This window comes from Micromonospora sp. NPDC047620 (assembly GCF_043205005.1).
Lineage (GTDB): Bacteria > Actinomycetota > Actinomycetes > Mycobacteriales > Micromonosporaceae > Micromonospora.
Genome location: NZ_JBIDDG010000059.1, coordinates 1 through 14,342, shown reverse-complemented (window position 1 = coordinate 14,342; position 14,342 = coordinate 1). Strand labels below are relative to the sequence as shown.

Below are 14,342 nucleotides of genomic sequence, written 5' to 3'. Positions count from 1 at the left end.
CGCGCAGACGGTGCAGGTGTCGGCGTACCCGGACCACTACGCCCAGTGGGAACAGCAGGCCGCCGACATGGTCGCCGAACACTGGAACAGCTGACGACAAGTCGCATGACGCCGCTGGCCGGTACCCCGCGCGGGGTACCGGCCAGCGGCGTCCTCGCCTCCGGACCGTCAGTGGGCCCCGCCCACGCCGTTGGGCGGGTGGGGCCGCGACCGGGGGTCACTCGTTGGTGAAGTTGCCGACCTGGCTGGCGGTGCTGGACTGGTCGCTGGTGGAGCCGCCGGCGGGAGTGCTCATGCCGCCGGTGGTGGCGTCGCCCGTGGTCGTGGGGGCCACCTTGCCGGGGTGCCGCTCGGGCTGCCGGGCCAGCCGCCGGGCGCTGGCCGGGCCGGCGGTGCCGCCGGTCGTGGTGATCGCGCCCTGCCCCCGGGTGGGGCCCCCGTCGCGCAGCACGTCCGGGTCCACCGGGACGTGGGCCGGGTCGTCCGGGTCCTCGTCCTGGATGACCCGCTGCACGTCGGTGGGGGGCACGGTCACCTCGTCCAGGACGCCCTCGCCGTACACGCCGCCGGCGATCCGGTCCTCGGCCCGCCGGGCGGCGTCCTGTCGCATGTCGTCCTCACGCACGTCCATCACCTCACAGAAGTGTCGGTCCGGGTGCGTGCCCGGCGACCGCCCCGGCAAACCCGCGCCGCCGGGCCGGCCGGCCCGGCGGCGTACCCCGTCCGTGGCGCGCCCCGCGCGGCCCCGGCGGACCAGATTTTCCCGGCCGCCAGCCGGTGTTACTGCCCCCGCCGGGTCGGGTAGACGGCGGGTGCCCTCGCCATGAACGCAAACCGTGCCGTGGCCGAAACGCGGTAGCGGGGGGAGGGAATGCAGGTACGACTCATCGCATCCTGAGGAGGACAAGATGAGCACGCAGGCTGCATCCACCAGGCCGATGAACCGGCCGGTGCAGGAAGCGCCCAACCGGGCCATGCAGGACCGGGCCATGCAGGAGACGCCCACCCGCCCGATGCCGATGGTGCCCGACGGGCGTCGGGAGGCCATGCAGGCACCCGGCACCGAGACCAAGCCGGCGCTGCGGACCACCGAGTTCTGGGTCTACATCGCAGCCGTGATCGGCGTACTGGCCGCCTCGCAGCTGGTCGGGAAGAACTCCACCGGGGTGGACATCTTCCGGGCCCCCAACGCGTGGTTCATGATCACGCTGCTGACCCTCGGCTACCTGGGTAGCCGTGGTCTGGCCAAGGCCGGCAGCACCTGGCGCAGCGGTGAGGAGCGCAGGGCCCGGCACTGACCGGTACCGCGCGCCACAGCACACGGTGGCCTCCGGGACGAAGTCCCGGAGGCCACCGTCGTGTCGGTCCTACTCCTCGAAGCCGCCGAAGTCCTCGGCGAAGTCGCCCTCGATGGCGTCCTCGATCATCTCGCCGGCGACCATGCCGCCGACGAGACCGAGCGCGGCGCCGGCGACCACGCCGCCCATGCCGGGGCCCCGGCCGTGTCCGTGACCGTGCCCGCCGAAGCCCTGCGCGCGCAGGCTGCCGTAGCGCGAGGTCGTCTCCCGCAGCCAGCCGTCCACGACCTGGACCCAGTCCGTCCGGTCGGCGTCCGCGTACGAGACCCGGTAGTGGCCGAAGGCGTCGTGCCCGGCGGTGAGGAACCCGCCGCGCTTGTCGCACTCCAGGATCACCTCGACGCCGTGCGGGCTGGTGACGAAGGTCAGCTCGACCTCGTTGATGGTCGACGCGTACTGGGGCGAGGCGAAGAACTCGATCTCCTGGTAGAACGGCAGCGTCTGCTGCGTGCCCCGGATGTGGCCACGTTCCAGGTCGGCGTGCTTGAAGCGGAACCCGAGCCGCTGGAACGCCTCCAGGATCCGCTCGTGCACCGGCAGCGGGTGCACGTTGACCAGGTCGAGGTCGCCCTTGTCGACCGCCCGGGCGATCGCCAGCTCGGTGCGCAGCCCCATCGTCATGCCGCGCAGCCGCTGGCCGTACACGTCGGTGATCGGGGTCTCCCACGGCACCGGGAGCTGGAACGGCAGGGAGAGCTGCTGCTTCGGGGCGAGCTGGAACGCGCCGCTGACCGGCAGCCGGTGGAACTCCATGATGCCGGCGTACTCGGTGTCGCCGCCCTCGATCTCGACCCGGGTGACCAGGCTGACGACGACCTGCTCGACGTTGGCGGGGCCGTCGCCGCCGATCAGGTTGACCTGGCCCTCCAGGGTCAGGCCGGGTCGGGTGTTCGGGTTGGTCAGGACGGTGTCGACGCTCGGCCCACCCACACCGAACGCGCTCAGCATCTTCTTGAAGACCATCGGAACTCCCGCAGGATCACGCCGCACTCCACCCTGGAGCGGGTCGCTGGCTGGTCAGGACCCTATCCGGCACCGCTGTGAAGTGCCTGTGAGGGCACGCCGGCCGCGCAGACCCGGACCGCCCTGGGAGCGTGCTCGGGATAAGCATCGTTCACCTGCGCCGCCGCGCGGACCAGCCGTCGCCACCCGGGCGTGGAGATCGAGAGCTGCGCGTCCGGCGGCGCCCGGGTGGACCTGGAGATCCTGCGGCGCACCGACCGGGTCTGGGCCAGCGACTGCAACGACGCCCTGGAACGGTTGGCGATCCAGCGCTGGACCGGGTTGCTGCTCCCGCCCGAGCTGGTCGGCACCCACATCGGCCCGGAGCGCTCACACACCACCAACCGCGTGCACGACCTGGGCTTCCGGGCTGCGACCGCGCTCTTCGGCCACCACGGCATCGAGTGGGACATCGGCGCGATCGGCACCGACGAGCGCCGCGAGCTGGCCGCCTGGGTCGCGCCGCACAAGCGGCTCCGCCCGCTGCTGCACGCCGGGCGGGTGGTCCGGGTCGACCACCCGGACCCGGCCGTCTGGGCGCACGGCGTGGTCGCCCACGACGGATCCCACGCGGTGTACGCCGTGGCCCGGCTGGCCACCTCGGTGGCCCAGGTCCCCGGGCCGGTCCGGCTCCCCGGCCTCGCCTCTCGGCGGCGGTACGCGGTGCGCCCCGTCGCGGGCGTGCCGGAGCCCGCGACCCTCCAGTTGGCCCCGCCGGGCTGGCTGGCCGACGGCGGCGTGACGCTCGGCGGCGCGGTGCTGGCCACGGTCGGGCTCCAGGTGCCGGCCCTGCACCCGGAGCAGCCGATCCTGCTGGAACTCACCGCCACCGACGGGTAGCGGGCAGCGGGCGGCGGGCGGCGGTCGGCGGTCGGCGGTCGGCGGTCGGCGGCGAAATTTCTCGGAATTTCTTCGGCGGGGATGTCGAGGACCGGAGTGCCGGCTTCTACCTGTGGGTGAGAGCACCGATGATGGTGCGCAGTCGTGAGGAGCCAGACGTGAAGTACATGTTGCTCATGCAGTTCAGCGCCGCCGGCACGGACTTCCCCTCGATCGACACCTGGGCGCCGGAGGAGATCCAGGCGCACATCGGGTTCATGGCCGAGGTCAACGCCAAGCTGGTCGCCGACGGCGAACTGGTCGACGGCCAGGGGCTCGCCGCGCCCGACCAGGCGAAGATCGTCCGGGCGGGCTCCGACGGCGCGCCCGTGGTCACCGAGGGGCCGTTCGCCGAGACCAAGGAGTTCCTCGCCGGCTTCTGGATCGTGGACTGCGACAGCCCCGAGCGGGCCGTCGCGATCGCCGCGCACATCTCCACCGCGCCCGGCCCCGGCGGCCGGCCGCTGAACATGCCGATCGAGGTGCGCCCGGTCATGTCGGCCCCGCCACTGGAGATGTGACGACTGGACGCCGCCGAACCATCCGTCGAGGACCTGCTGCGCGAGCTGGCGCCGCAGGTCCTCGGCGTGCTCAGCCGCCGCTTCGGCGACTTCGCCACCGCCGAGGACGCCGTGCAGGAGGCGCTGCTGGCGGCGGCGACCCAGTGGCCGGTCGAGGGGACGCCGGACAACCCCCGCGGCTGGCTGATCCAGGTCGCGTACCGCCGGATGGTCGAACTGGTCCGCGGCGAGACGGCCCGGCGGCGGCGCGAGGACCTCGTCGCCCGCCGCGAGCCGGACGACCGGCGCGCCGCGCCGCCACCGGACGAGGAACTGGCCGCCGACCGGGACGACACGCTGACCCTGCTCTTCCTCTGCTGCCATCCGGCGCTCTCGCCGGCCTCGGCGATCGCGCTGACCCTGCGCGCGGTCGGCGGTCTCAGCACGGCCGAGATCGCCCGCGCCTTCCTCGTGCCCGAGGCCACCATGGCGCAGCGGATCAGCCGCGCCAAGCAGCGCATCCGCGGCTCCGGCATCCCGTTCCGGATGCCCGAGCCGGCCGACCGGGAGGCCCGGCTGGGCGCGGTGCGGCACGTGCTCTACCTGATCTTCACCGAGGGGCACACCGCCAGCCTGGGCGCCGACCTGCGCCGGGTGGACCTGTCCGAGGAGGCGATCCGGCTGACCCGGGCGCTGCACGCGCTCCTGCCCGACGACAGCGAGGTGGCCGGCCTGCTCGCGCTGATGCTGCTCACCGACGCCCGCGCCGCCGCGCGGACCGGCCCGTCCGGCGAACTGGTCTCCCTGGCCGACCAGGACCGCAGCCGGTGGGACGCGGCGGCGATCGCCGAGGGGGTCGCGCTGGTGACCCGGGCGCTGCCCCGCGGGCCGGTCGGGCCGTACCAGATCCAGGCGGCCATCGCCGCGCTGCACGACGAGGCGCCCAGCACCGGGGAGACCGACTGGCCGCAGATCCTCGCCCTCTACGAGGTGCTGGAACGCTTCTCCGGCAACCCGGTCGTCGCCCTCAACCGCGCGGTGGCGACCGCCATGGTGCACGGCCCGGCGGCGGGCCTGGCCGCCCTCGACGCGCTGGACGCCGACCCCCGGCTCGCCGGGCACCACCGGCTGCCCGCCGCCCGCGGGCACCTGCGCGAGATGGCCGGCGACCGGGAGGGCGCGGTGGCCGCGTACCGGGCGGCGGCCGCCCTGACCACGAGCCTGCCCGAGCAGCGCTACCTGACCATGCGCGCCGCCCGCCTCGCCGCCGGACGCGAGGGTTGAGCGGCGCCGCCGGGGGTATCCGTTGATGATCCGCCCGGGTCCGGCCGCCGAGCCGGGCGGGGACACGGCTCGGAAGGAGAATGCCATGGTCACCGTCGGCTACACCCTGCTGTGCGAGCAGGCCGGCCCCAAGCACCTGGTCGACTACGCGGTGCGGGCGGAGGCGGCCGGCTTCGACCAGCTCGTCATCTCCGACCACTACTACCCGTGGCTGGACTCGCAGGGCCACTCCCCGTACGCCTGGTCCGTGCTCGGCGCGGTCGCGCACGCCACCAGCCGGGCGGAGCTGATGTCCTTCGTGACCTGCCCGATCCGCCGCTACCACCCGGCGGTCGTGGCGCAGAAGGCCAGCACCGTCGGGGTGCTCTCGGACGGCCGGTTCACCCTCGGCCTCGGCGCGGGTGAGAACCTCAACGAGCACGTGGTCGGCGGCTGGCCGCACGTGCAGCAGCGGCACGAGATGTTCGAGGAGGCGCTCCAGATCATCCGGCCCCTGCTCAACGGGGAGACGCTGACCTTCTCCGGCAACCACTACGACGTGCCCGACGCGTACGTGTGGGATCGGCCGGACCGGCCGGTGCCGATGGCGATCGCCGCCTCGGGCCGGCAGTCGGCCACCCTCGCCGCCGAGTACGGCAACGGCATCGTCGCCACCGAGCCCGATCCGCACATCATCGAGATGTACGAGGACGCCGGCGGCGCCGGGCGGCCCCGCTTCGGGCAGGTGGCCATCTGCTACGGCCCGGACGAGGCGGAGTGCCGCAAGATCGTGCACGACCAGTTCCGCTGGTTCGGAATGGGCTGGAAGGTCAACGCGGACCTGCCCGGGCCGGAGTCGTTCGCCGCCGCCACCCAGTTCGTCCGCGAGGAGGACGTGGCCGCGGGGATCTCCTGCGGGCCCGACGTGGACCGGCACGTCGAGGCGTTCAAGAAGTTCGTCGACGCGGGCTTCACCCACGTGGCGATCGTGCAGGTGGGCGGCGAGACGCAACCCATGTTCCTGGACTGGGCGCAGGAACAGTTGCTGCCGAGGCTGCGCGAGCTGTGAGGATCTCGCCGACCCGGCGGCCCCGGGTGACCCCGCCCGGCCGGTTCGGACCGGCCGAGCTGCGCCTCGCGCTGGCCGCGCCGCGCCCAGCCGCCGGCCTGACCAGCGAGTGGCGGCTGGTCGACGGGATCCGTACGCACACCCGCCGCACGGCCGACCCGGGCACCGGCACCACGCCCGTCGTGCTGGTGCACGGGCTGGCGGTGTCCCACCGCTACCTGACCCCGCTCGCCCTGGCGCTGGCCGACACCCACCCCGCGTACGCGCCGGACCTGCCCGGCCTCGGGCTCACCGAGCGCCCCGGCACGGCGTACGACGTGGTCCGGCACGCCAACCACCTGGCCGCCTGGCTGGCCGCGTACCGGATGCCGCCGGTCTGCCTGGTCGGGCACTCGTCCGGCGCGGAGGTCGTCGCGGCGCTGGCCGCCCGCCAGCCCGACGCGGTCCGGGCCGTGGTGCTCGCCGCGCCGACCAGCGACCCGGCCGCCCGGTCCCGGCGGGGACAGTTCGGGCGGTGGCTGGTGGACGCCCTGCGGGAGGCGCCGTTACAGGCGCCGATCCTGCTCCGGGACGTCGTGGACGCCCGCCCCTGGCGCGTCCACGCGACGCTGGCGCACTCGGTACGCAACGGCGTCGAGGCGGATCTGGTCCGGATCACCGCGCCGACCCTGGTGGTCGCCGGCTCCCGGGACCCGGTGGTGCCGGCGTCCTGGCGGTCGCAGATGGGCCGGCTGGTGCCGCACGCCCGCACGCTCACCGTGCCGGGCGCCGCGCACAACGTCGCGACCACCGCGCCGGCGCAGGTCGCCGACGCGATCCGTGCCCTGCTCGCCCCGTCCCTGACGAACAGGTGATCATATGCGCATCGGCAACACGGAGATCCGCCCCGCCGGGGGCGGCCTCGGCTGCCTCCTGATGATCCTCTTCTCGATCGTCGCCTCGATCGTCCTGACCGTCCTCCTCAACCTGGTCCTGTAAACCGCGTTCGCCCGCCCCTTGGTCACCCGCCCCTTGTTCAACGGCGCAGGCCGAGGGCGGCCAGCACCTCGCGGGTCGCCTGGCGGACCGGGTCGACGACGCTGCCGCGCAGCCAACGGGCGACCGGCGTCACCGTCGCCCGCCACGCGGCGGCGACCGCCCGGCCCACCGGGCGCACGGCGTGCCGCCACAGCCAGCCCGCCCCGAGCACGAACGGACGCAGGGTGAACGCGTAGCACCACCACAGCAGCCGGCCGGTCATCCGCCACGCCCACGCCGCCGCGTCGAGCAGCACCCGGCCGACGGCCAGCAGCCACCGGCCCAGCGCGGCGAGCCCGGCCGCCAGCAGGCGCCCGAGCGGGGCGAGAAGCCGGGCAAGCCAGCTCAACGGCAGCCAGACCAGGTGGTACGCCAGCCAGGCCAGCCCACGGGCGAGCCACACCAGCGGCACCCACACCAGCGTCCGGACCAGCCAGGCGATGCCACGGGCGAGCCAGCCCAGCGGCAGCCACAGCAGGTGACGCAGCAGCCAGCCGACCGGGCGCAGCAGCCAGCGGTCCAGGAACCGGCCGACCGGCGCGAGCAGCCAGCGGTGCAGCCACCCGCAGACGGCGGCGACCAGTTCCCAGACCAGCCGCACGGGCACCACCACGACCAGCGCGATCCCCCGGGCGACGGCCACGACCAGCGGCGCGGCTTCAGAAGTGGGGGATGTTCCGGTGGCACGCGGAGCCGGGCCCGGCGAGTCGATCACCGGAACACGGTAACCAGCCCCGGCAAGCACCCGGCGGCGGGCGCGTCGAGGCGACCGGGTGGGGGCCGCTTGGGCCCCGTAGGCCTCGTGGGCCTGGTGGGCCGGCATGGGCCGCGTGGCCGGGCGCTCAGCAGGCGGCCGGCGGCCGGGTGGGTCAGGCCGGGGAGAGGGCCAGGTCCGCGACGAGCGGGTAGTGGTCGGAGGCGTACTCGGTGTCGCCGCCCCGGACCACCCGGCAGTCCCGCACCCGGGCGGCCAGCGCCGGGGTGCCGAACAGGTAGTCCAGCCGCATGCCGGAGAACTCCGCGCCGCCGCCGTGCCGGGTCGGCGCGGTCAGCCCGGCGTCGGGCGTGCCGGCCGCCGCGTACAGGTCGACCAGGCCGACGGCGAGCAGTCGGGCCACCGCCCGGGTGTCCACCGTCCGCCCGTCCCGGCGCAGGTGACGGCGGCGGTACGCGGCGGGGAGCCGGGCGATCCGGTCGGTGTGGTCGGCGACGGGGTCGAGGGTGTTCAGGTCCCCGGCCAGCAGCCCCAGCTCCCCCGGCGCGCGGCGCAGCGCGGCGGCGGCCCAGCCCGCCTCGACGCGCCGGCGCAGCCCCGAGTAGGGATCGAGGTGGACGCTCAGCACGGTCAGCGGGCCGGCGTCGGTCGCCACGGTGACCCGCTGCGCGCCGTGATGGAACGGCCGGCGCACCCGGGCGGCGGCGAGGGCGCGCAGCGGCGGCCGGAGCAGCACCGCCACCGGCTGGCCGAAGCAGGAACGGGCGAGGTGGGGCCGCATCCCCAACCGGCCCGCGAAGTCGCCGAGCACGTCACCCGAGTCGAAGTCCCGCAGCTCCTGCAGGGCCAGCACGTCCGGCCGCTGCGCGGCGACGACCCGCGCCAGCCGGTCCCGCCGGTCGGCGCCGCCCCGGTCCCGGCCGCCGGTCCGGATGTTCCAGCTCATCACCCGCAGCATCGGTGCCGTCAGTCCACCCGGGCGGCCCTGGCCAGCTCGTCGTCGAGGGTGTGCACGTCCTCGGACTCGAGGCTGGGCCGGTTGCCTTCGCGCAGGTCCTCGTTGGGGCGGACGACCCAGTACAGCAGCCCGACCCAGAGGGTGGTGAGGATGACCGCGCCCATGACGTCGGTGGGATGGTGCATCCCCCGGTACATCCGGGAGATCGCCACGCCGGCCGGCATCACCACCGCCAGCGCCACGAAGATCCACCGCCACCACCGGTCCGTACGCGGGACGACGATGATCGCGACGGCGACCCAGACGCAGAGCGTGGCGGCGATGTGGCCGGACGGGAACGACGAGGTCGGCATCGGGCCGTCGAGGTTGCCCACCGGCGGGCGCGGCCGGTCGACCGCGGCGGCGGAGGCGAGGAAGAGACTCAGCTCGCCGAACATGGTCAGGGCGACGAACAGCACCGGCCGCCAGCGCCGCCACACGGCCAGCACGAGCGGGCAGAAGACCAGCGAGATGAGCAGGATGGCGTGCGTGTCGCCGGCCTTGCTCCACCAGTGGCTCAGGCCGTCCCGGTCGGGGGTGCGGTGCTCCGCGAACCACCTCGGCACGTCGGCGTCGAGGGTGGCGAAGAGGGTGCCGCCGGCGTGGTAGCTGACGAACATGCCGAAGCCGTAGAGCGCGCCGAGGACCAGCACCCAGCCGACGACCAACTCGAACACGGCCGCCCGGGGGTGCGGCAGCAGGTGCGCCTCGTCGGGGGCGGGCGCCACCTCGTGCGCGGCCTCCGGCTCCAGCCCCTCGATCAGCGCCGGGACCGGCCGGCCCCGCTCCAACCGCCACAGCCGGAAGGCGTACGCGGTGACGCCGAGCCAGGCGGCGCCGAGCAGCCAGGCCCCGAGCACGTCGGAGACGAAGTGCACGCCCAGCGCGATCCGGGTCAGCCCGATCAGGGACACGACGGCGGCGACCAGGACGATCGCGGGCCTGCGCCAACGGCGCGACATGGCCGGCAGGAAGACCAGCAGCAGCGCCCCGTACGCGACCATCGAGCCGAGCGCGTGCCCGCTGGGGAAGCTGTCCCCGGCGTAGCTGCCGATCGGGACCTCCACCTCGGGGCGCAGCCGGTCGACCAGCGTCTTGAGCGCCGGGTCGAGGATCAGCGCGCCGAGACCGGTGACGATCAGGAACACCGCGAGCCGGCCCTGCCGGCGGACCAGCAGGCCGACCACGGCGACCGACACCAGCCAGACGATGACCGCCCGGCCGCCGAGGTCGGTGAGCGCGTTGAGCACGGTCACCAACGGCCCGTGCGGGGCGACGAGGTCGTTGAGCCAGGCGGCCACGCCGTGGTCGACGTCGTACAGCGGGGTCCACCGGGTCCGGACCAGGACGAGGAGCACCCCGAAGCCGACCCCGGCGCCGAGCACGACCGCCAGGCCGGCGAGCGTCCGCTCGGTGAAGTGACCCAGGGGTCGACGCAACGCCTCTTTGACCGCGCCCACGGCAGCCTCCCTCTCGCTCCTGGCGTGCCGCAATACCCGATCGGCGCTGCGCGTACACCGGAGGGTGTCCGAAACGGACTACAGGGAGGTCATGTCGCCGGTGTCGTGGAGCTGCTCGCGCTCGGCCTCGGGCTCCCAGAGGTCCGGCTGGGCGGGCTCGCGCACCCCGATCCGCAGCGCCTCCAACTGGGCGGCGAAGGAGAGCCCGCCGAAGAGCGCTATGCCGGTCAGGTTCGCCCACAGCAGCAGCGCCATCATGCCGGTCAGCGCGCCGTAGGTCTGGCCGAACCCGTCGCTGAACCGCACGTACGCGGCGAGCAGCAGGCTGGCCAACCACCACAGCACGGTGGCGATCCCGGCGCCGAAGAAGAGCCAGGACAGGCCGGGCTGGTTGCGGCGAGGCGCGTGCCGGAAGAGCACCGCGACGGCCAGGACGGTCAGCCCGAGACTGAGCGGCCAGCGCACCACGTCCCAGACGCCGTTGGCGAGTTCGCCCCAGGCGTAGTGCCGCTGCACCGAGTCACCCATCGGGCCGCCGCCGACGAGGATCAGGAACCCGGTCAGCGCCGGTACGCCGGCGGTGAGGGCGAGGACGGCGGCGCGGACGTACTTCCACAGCGCCGGGCGGTCCCGTTCCACGCCGTAGATTCGGTTGGCCCCGCGCTCGATCTGCGCCATCGTGCTGGTCAGCGCGACCAGGCCGGTGATCAGGCCGAGGCTGAGCGCCAGCTCCCCGGCGCGTTCGGTGCGGTCGCCCTCGCCGAGCAGCTCGGCCACCACCGGCTCGCTCGCCCCGGGGGTGAGTGCGAGCACCGTGTCGGCGACGACCTGGCCGCCCTCCTCCACGCCGAGTTCGCTGATCAGGCCGGTCAGCGCGATCATGAACGGCACCACGGCGAGGCACAGTTGCAGCGCGAACGCGCGGGAGTGGCTGAACCCGTCGCCGTAGCGGAACCGGATGAAGGCGTCCCGCAGCAGGTGCCAGCCGCCCTGCCGGCGCAGCGTGTGCCAGGCGTCGTCGGCGTTGAGCTCCTCGTCGGGCATCAGCCGGGTCTCCGGCACGATGCGGGTGCTACTCACGGTGCGCCTCGTCGATGAGCTGCTCGCCCCGCTCGCCGGCCGCCTCCGCGTCCTCGGCCAGGTCGGGGGCCTGCTCGGGCTGCGGCACGCAGAGCCAGAGCGCGCGCCGCCGGATCTCGGCCTTCAGGGTGCGACCCGGCTCGATAAGGTCGCCGTCGAGCTCGCGCGGCTGGGCCCGGTTGCTGGTGATCTCCACGCGCCGGCCCCGGAAGACCTCCATCCGGGGCACGCGGTCCCGCCGGCGTACGACGGCCCAGCCGAGCGCCAGCCAGTGCCGCAGCGTACGCGGGGTGAGCACGGCGACGTCGAGGTAGCCGTCGTCGGGCTCGGCGTCGGTGAGCAGGCGCACCCCGCCCTGGAGGCGCCCGACGTTGGCGATCAGCACGGAGCGGGCCCGCCGGCGGATCGGCTGCTGGTCGTCGATGCGGATGGACACCCTCATCGGCCGGTCGCGCAGGTGCTTGGCGGCCCCCACCACGTACGCCGGCCAGCCGATCCGCTTCTTGGTGGTCTCCGAGGTGTCGGCGAGCATCTGGGCGTCGAAGCCCATGCCGGCCATCACGGTGAAGTAGTGGTCCTCGACCGCGCCGACGTCGAGCAGCCGGCGACCGCGCTCGACGGCGACCTCCAGCCCGGCGGCCAGGTCCCCGGAGAGGCCCAGGTTGGCCGCGAGCAGGTTGCCGGTGCCCTGCGGGAGCACGGCGAGCGCGACGTCGGTGCCGACCAGGCCGCTGACGCAGGACATCACGGTGCCGTCGCCGCCGCAGGCGAAGACCACGTCCACGCCGGCCGCGACCGCCTTCTCGGTCTGGCCGCGGCCCGGGTCCTCCACCGTGGTCTCGAACCAGAGCGGCTCGGGCCAGCCGGCGGCGGCGAGGGCGTCGTGGACCGTCCGGTGCAGCTCGTCGAGGTCGGCCACCTTCACGGGGTTGACCACCACGGCGGAGCGCAGGCCGCCGTGGTGGGCCACGCGCCTGTCCTGTCGAGGATCCACGGCGTCAGTGTGCAGCAGATCCGGCGCGGCAGCGAGCCGGCGACGCGGTGACGTTACGCGCAGCGAGAACAGGTTTACGATCCCGCCCCGGGTCGCCGGCTCCGGGGGCTCAGGCCGCCGCCCGCAGCGCGGTCTCCACCCGCCGGCGCAGGTCGTCCAGGTCGGCCCCGGCCTCGGTGAGCACCAGCGCGCCCAGCCCCCGCCCCTCGCGGAGCACCCCGAGCAGGATGTGCTCGGTGCCGATGTGGCGGTGGCGCAGTCGCAGCGCCTCCCGCAGCGACAGCTCCAACACCTTCTTGGCGCGGGAGGAGAACGGCCCGCCCGCGTACCGTCGGCGGCCCCAACGGCGGCGCGGCGCCGGCGCCGCCTCGCGCAGCGCGTCCGGGCCGAACGACTCCTCGATCCGGGCCACGATCGCGGCCAGGTCGATGCCGATCTCCCGCAGGGCGGCGGCGTCGACGTCGGCGAGGCCGGTGCCGCCCCGCTCGGTGTGCCGGCGGACGCGGGCCCGCAGGTCGTCGGCGCGGACGCCGGCCTCGGCGAGCACCCGCGCGGCGCGGCCGTCCCCGTCGGCGAGGAGGGCGAGCAGCAGGTGCTCGGTGCCGACCGGCCGTTGGCCCTCGGCCCGGGCCTCGTCCCGGGCGACTCGCACGACGGTGCGGGCCCGGTCGGTGAACCGTTCGAACATCACGCCTCCCAGGAGGATCCGACCGCCGGTCGCCCGGCGTGCTTCTTGTGGACCGCCTGCCGGCTTACCTCGAGCTCGTCGGCGATCTCCTGCCAGGACCAGCCCTGTCGACGGGCGTTGTCCACCTGGACCACCTCGAGCCGTTCGAGCAGCCGGCGCAGCGCGCGGACGGCTCGCAGCCCGACCCGGGGGTCGGTGCTGCCGGCTGCCGCGGCGAGTTCCGTTGCCTGACTCATGTCGTCAACTTACGTTGACATTCGCCGCCCTGTCAACCCATGTTGACACCCGAGTTCGGCTCGCCCGGTGCTACCGTCCGCCGGTGTCCAGCCTTCGCCCGCCGGCCCGCCGGGGTCCCCGTGCCCGATGCCGAGTTCCCCGTGCCCGATGAGGTTCCCGCGCCCGCCGAGCCGCGCCGCCATCCGCTCGGCGAGATCACGGTGGAGGCTGTCGGCGGCAGCGTCGTCGGCAACCGCTATCCGGCCAACTTCGACGTGCTGCACGTCGACCCGGCCCTGCCGTTCGCGGCGGTGGCCGACGGGATGGGCGCCGGCGAGGGCAGCCGCCGGGCCGGCACCACGGCGATGGGCACCCTGGTCGCACAGGTCCGGGCCGCCTGGCCCGACGTCGGCCCCCGGCAGTTGCGCGCCGCGGCGGCCGGCGTCCAGTCGGCCGTACGCGCCGCCGGCGCGGGCCTGGCGGAGCTGACCGGCTGCACGCTGACCGCCCTGCTCGTCGAGCCCGACGGCGGCCAGGGCTGGCTCCTCCAGCTCGGCGACTCCCGCGCGTACCGGCTGCGCGACGGCCTGCTCGAGCTGATGACCGTCGACCACACGGCGGCCTGGCTGGGCGTACTGCACGGCTGGTACCCGGCCGACTCCCCCGCCGCCGCCCGCGCCCGCTACCAACTGACCCGCTACATGGGGCACCCGGGCGAGCCGGAGGCGGACCTGCTCGCCGTGTCGCTGCGCCCCGGCGACGTGTGGCTGCTCTGCACCGACGGGGTCAGCGACCAGGTGGACTACCACCTGACGCGGGAGCTGCTCGCGGCGCCACGACCGGAGGAGGCGGTCCGGGACCTGCTCGGCGCCACCCTGGAGGCCGGCGGCGACGACAACGCCACCGCCGTGATCGTCCGGGTCCACGCCGCCACGCCCCACTGACGATCGGACGCGAGGACGCCGCTGGCCGGTACCCCGCACGGGGTACCGGCCAGCGGCGTCATGCGACTTGTCGTCAGCTGTTCCAGTGTTCGGCGACCAGGTCGGCGGCCTGCTGTTCCCACTGGGCGTAGTGGTCCGGGTACGCCGACACCTGCACCGT

The 14,342-nt window shown here is 74.6% G+C and carries 16 protein-coding genes and 1 pseudogene; 8 read left to right on the top strand and 9 right to left on the bottom strand.

Annotation, left to right across the window (positions count from 1 at the left end):
- Positions 1 to 217 precede the first annotated feature (217 nt).
- Positions 218 to 625, bottom strand: a complete 408-nt coding sequence (locus ACGF5C_RS33640) for a hypothetical protein (RefSeq protein WP_393308278.1) — start codon at positions 623 to 625, stop codon at positions 218 to 220.
- 283 nt (positions 626 to 908) lie between these two features.
- Between ACGF5C_RS33640 and ACGF5C_RS33635 the strand changes: the two genes are divergently transcribed.
- A complete protein-coding gene (locus ACGF5C_RS33635; RefSeq protein WP_393308276.1) occupies positions 909 to 1,298 on the top strand; it encodes a hypothetical protein in 390 nt (129 codons plus the stop codon).
- A gap of 69 nt (positions 1,299 to 1,367) precedes the next feature.
- Here ACGF5C_RS33635 and ACGF5C_RS33630 read toward each other — a convergent pair whose 3' ends face one another.
- Positions 1,368 to 2,321: a sporulation protein gene (locus ACGF5C_RS33630; RefSeq protein WP_393308274.1), complete on the bottom strand. Its 954-nt coding sequence runs from the start codon at positions 2,319 to 2,321 to the stop codon at positions 1,368 to 1,370.
- Between the two features lie 183 nt (positions 2,322 to 2,504).
- Between ACGF5C_RS33630 and ACGF5C_RS33625 the strand changes: the two are divergent.
- From ACGF5C_RS33625 to ACGF5C_RS33600, 6 genes and pseudogenes are all read left to right on the top strand, one after another.
- Positions 2,505 to 2,846 (top strand): annotated as a pseudogene (locus ACGF5C_RS33625) (alpha-galactosidase); the annotation flags it as partial.
- A 15-nt stretch (positions 2,847 to 2,861) separates the two neighbouring features.
- Positions 2,862 to 3,200, top strand: coding sequence for a GH36 C-terminal domain-containing protein (locus tag ACGF5C_RS33620; protein ID WP_393308282.1), 339 nt, complete (start codon positions 2,862 to 2,864; stop codon positions 3,198 to 3,200).
- A gap of 167 nt (positions 3,201 to 3,367) precedes the next feature.
- Positions 3,368 to 3,760 (top strand): YciI family protein, encoded by a 393-nt coding sequence (locus ACGF5C_RS33615; protein ID WP_393308280.1) that lies wholly within the window; start codon positions 3,368 to 3,370, stop codon positions 3,758 to 3,760.
- Positions 3,761 to 3,826: 66 nt separating this feature from the next.
- Complete coding sequence (locus ACGF5C_RS33610; RefSeq protein WP_393308272.1) at positions 3,827 to 5,023, top strand: RNA polymerase sigma factor; 1,197 nt, start codon at positions 3,827 to 3,829, stop codon at positions 5,021 to 5,023.
- A gap of 85 nt (positions 5,024 to 5,108) precedes the next feature.
- Positions 5,109 to 6,071: a TIGR03557 family F420-dependent LLM class oxidoreductase gene (locus ACGF5C_RS33605; protein WP_393308270.1), complete on the top strand. Its 963-nt coding sequence runs from the start codon at positions 5,109 to 5,111 to the stop codon at positions 6,069 to 6,071.
- A complete protein-coding gene (locus ACGF5C_RS33600) occupies positions 6,068 to 6,925 on the top strand; it encodes an alpha/beta fold hydrolase (RefSeq protein ID WP_393308268.1) in 858 nt (285 codons plus the stop codon). The genes ACGF5C_RS33605 and ACGF5C_RS33600 overlap by 4 nt, the downstream gene beginning before the upstream one ends.
- A 161-nt stretch (positions 6,926 to 7,086) precedes the next feature.
- On the opposite strand, the gene ACGF5C_RS33595 is transcribed toward ACGF5C_RS33600, so the two are convergent.
- From ACGF5C_RS33595 to ACGF5C_RS33565, 7 genes are all read right to left on the bottom strand, one after another.
- Entirely contained in the window at positions 7,087 to 7,803 is a 717-nt protein-coding gene (locus ACGF5C_RS33595; protein WP_393308266.1) for a hypothetical protein, read from the bottom strand.
- A gap of 154 nt (positions 7,804 to 7,957) precedes the next feature.
- Entirely contained in the window at positions 7,958 to 8,761 is an 804-nt protein-coding gene (locus tag ACGF5C_RS33590) for an endonuclease/exonuclease/phosphatase family protein (protein WP_393308264.1), read from the bottom strand.
- A gap of 8 nt (positions 8,762 to 8,769) precedes the next feature.
- Positions 8,770 to 10,260: a phosphatase PAP2 family protein gene (locus ACGF5C_RS33585; protein WP_393308262.1), complete on the bottom strand. Its 1,491-nt coding sequence runs from the start codon at positions 10,258 to 10,260 to the stop codon at positions 8,770 to 8,772.
- A 78-nt stretch (positions 10,261 to 10,338) separates the two neighbouring features.
- A complete protein-coding gene (locus ACGF5C_RS33580; RefSeq protein ID WP_393308260.1) occupies positions 10,339 to 11,340 on the bottom strand; it encodes a YihY/virulence factor BrkB family protein in 1,002 nt (333 codons plus the stop codon).
- The gene (locus ACGF5C_RS33575) at positions 11,333 to 12,334 is read right to left on the bottom strand and encodes a diacylglycerol/lipid kinase family protein (RefSeq protein ID WP_393308258.1); all 1,002 of its coding nucleotides are present in this window, start codon (positions 12,332 to 12,334) and stop codon (positions 11,333 to 11,335) included. Before ACGF5C_RS33575 ends, ACGF5C_RS33580 begins: the two co-directional genes overlap by 8 nt.
- A gap of 109 nt (positions 12,335 to 12,443) precedes the next feature.
- Complete coding sequence (locus tag ACGF5C_RS33570) at positions 12,444 to 13,022, bottom strand: Clp protease N-terminal domain-containing protein (RefSeq protein ID WP_393308256.1); 579 nt, start codon at positions 13,020 to 13,022, stop codon at positions 12,444 to 12,446.
- Entirely contained in the window at positions 13,022 to 13,258 is a 237-nt protein-coding gene (locus ACGF5C_RS33565; RefSeq protein ID WP_089001290.1) for an HTH domain-containing protein, read from the bottom strand. The genes ACGF5C_RS33570 and ACGF5C_RS33565 overlap by 1 nt, the downstream gene beginning before the upstream one ends.
- A gap of 141 nt (positions 13,259 to 13,399) precedes the next feature.
- On the opposite strand from ACGF5C_RS33565, the gene ACGF5C_RS33560 reads away from it, so the two are divergent.
- Positions 13,400 to 14,182, top strand: a complete 783-nt coding sequence (locus tag ACGF5C_RS33560) for a PP2C family protein-serine/threonine phosphatase (RefSeq protein ID WP_393308254.1) — start codon at positions 13,400 to 13,402, stop codon at positions 14,180 to 14,182.
- The last annotated feature ends 160 nt before the right edge of the window (positions 14,183 to 14,342 follow it).

Coding starts and splice junctions, on each gene's coding strand:
- ACGF5C_RS33635 (WP_393308276.1), top strand. CDS start 909: ATGAGCACGCAGGCTGCATCCACCAGGCCGATGAACCGGCCGGTGCAG.
- ACGF5C_RS33630 (WP_393308274.1), bottom strand. CDS start 2,321: ATGGTCTTCAAGAAGATGCTGAGCGCGTTCGGTGTGGGTGGGCCGAGC.
- ACGF5C_RS33615 (WP_393308280.1), top strand. CDS start 3,368: ATGTTGCTCATGCAGTTCAGCGCCGCCGGCACGGACTTCCCCTCGATC.
- ACGF5C_RS33605 (WP_393308270.1), top strand. CDS start 5,109: ATGGTCACCGTCGGCTACACCCTGCTGTGCGAGCAGGCCGGCCCCAAG.
- ACGF5C_RS33590 (WP_393308264.1), bottom strand. CDS start 8,761: ATGCTGCGGGTGATGAGCTGGAACATCCGGACCGGCGGCCGGGACCGG.
- ACGF5C_RS33570 (WP_393308256.1), bottom strand. CDS start 13,022: ATGTTCGAACGGTTCACCGACCGGGCCCGCACCGTCGTGCGAGTCGCC.
- ACGF5C_RS33565 (WP_089001290.1), bottom strand. CDS start 13,258: ATGAGTCAGGCAACGGAACTCGCCGCGGCAGCCGGCAGCACCGACCCC.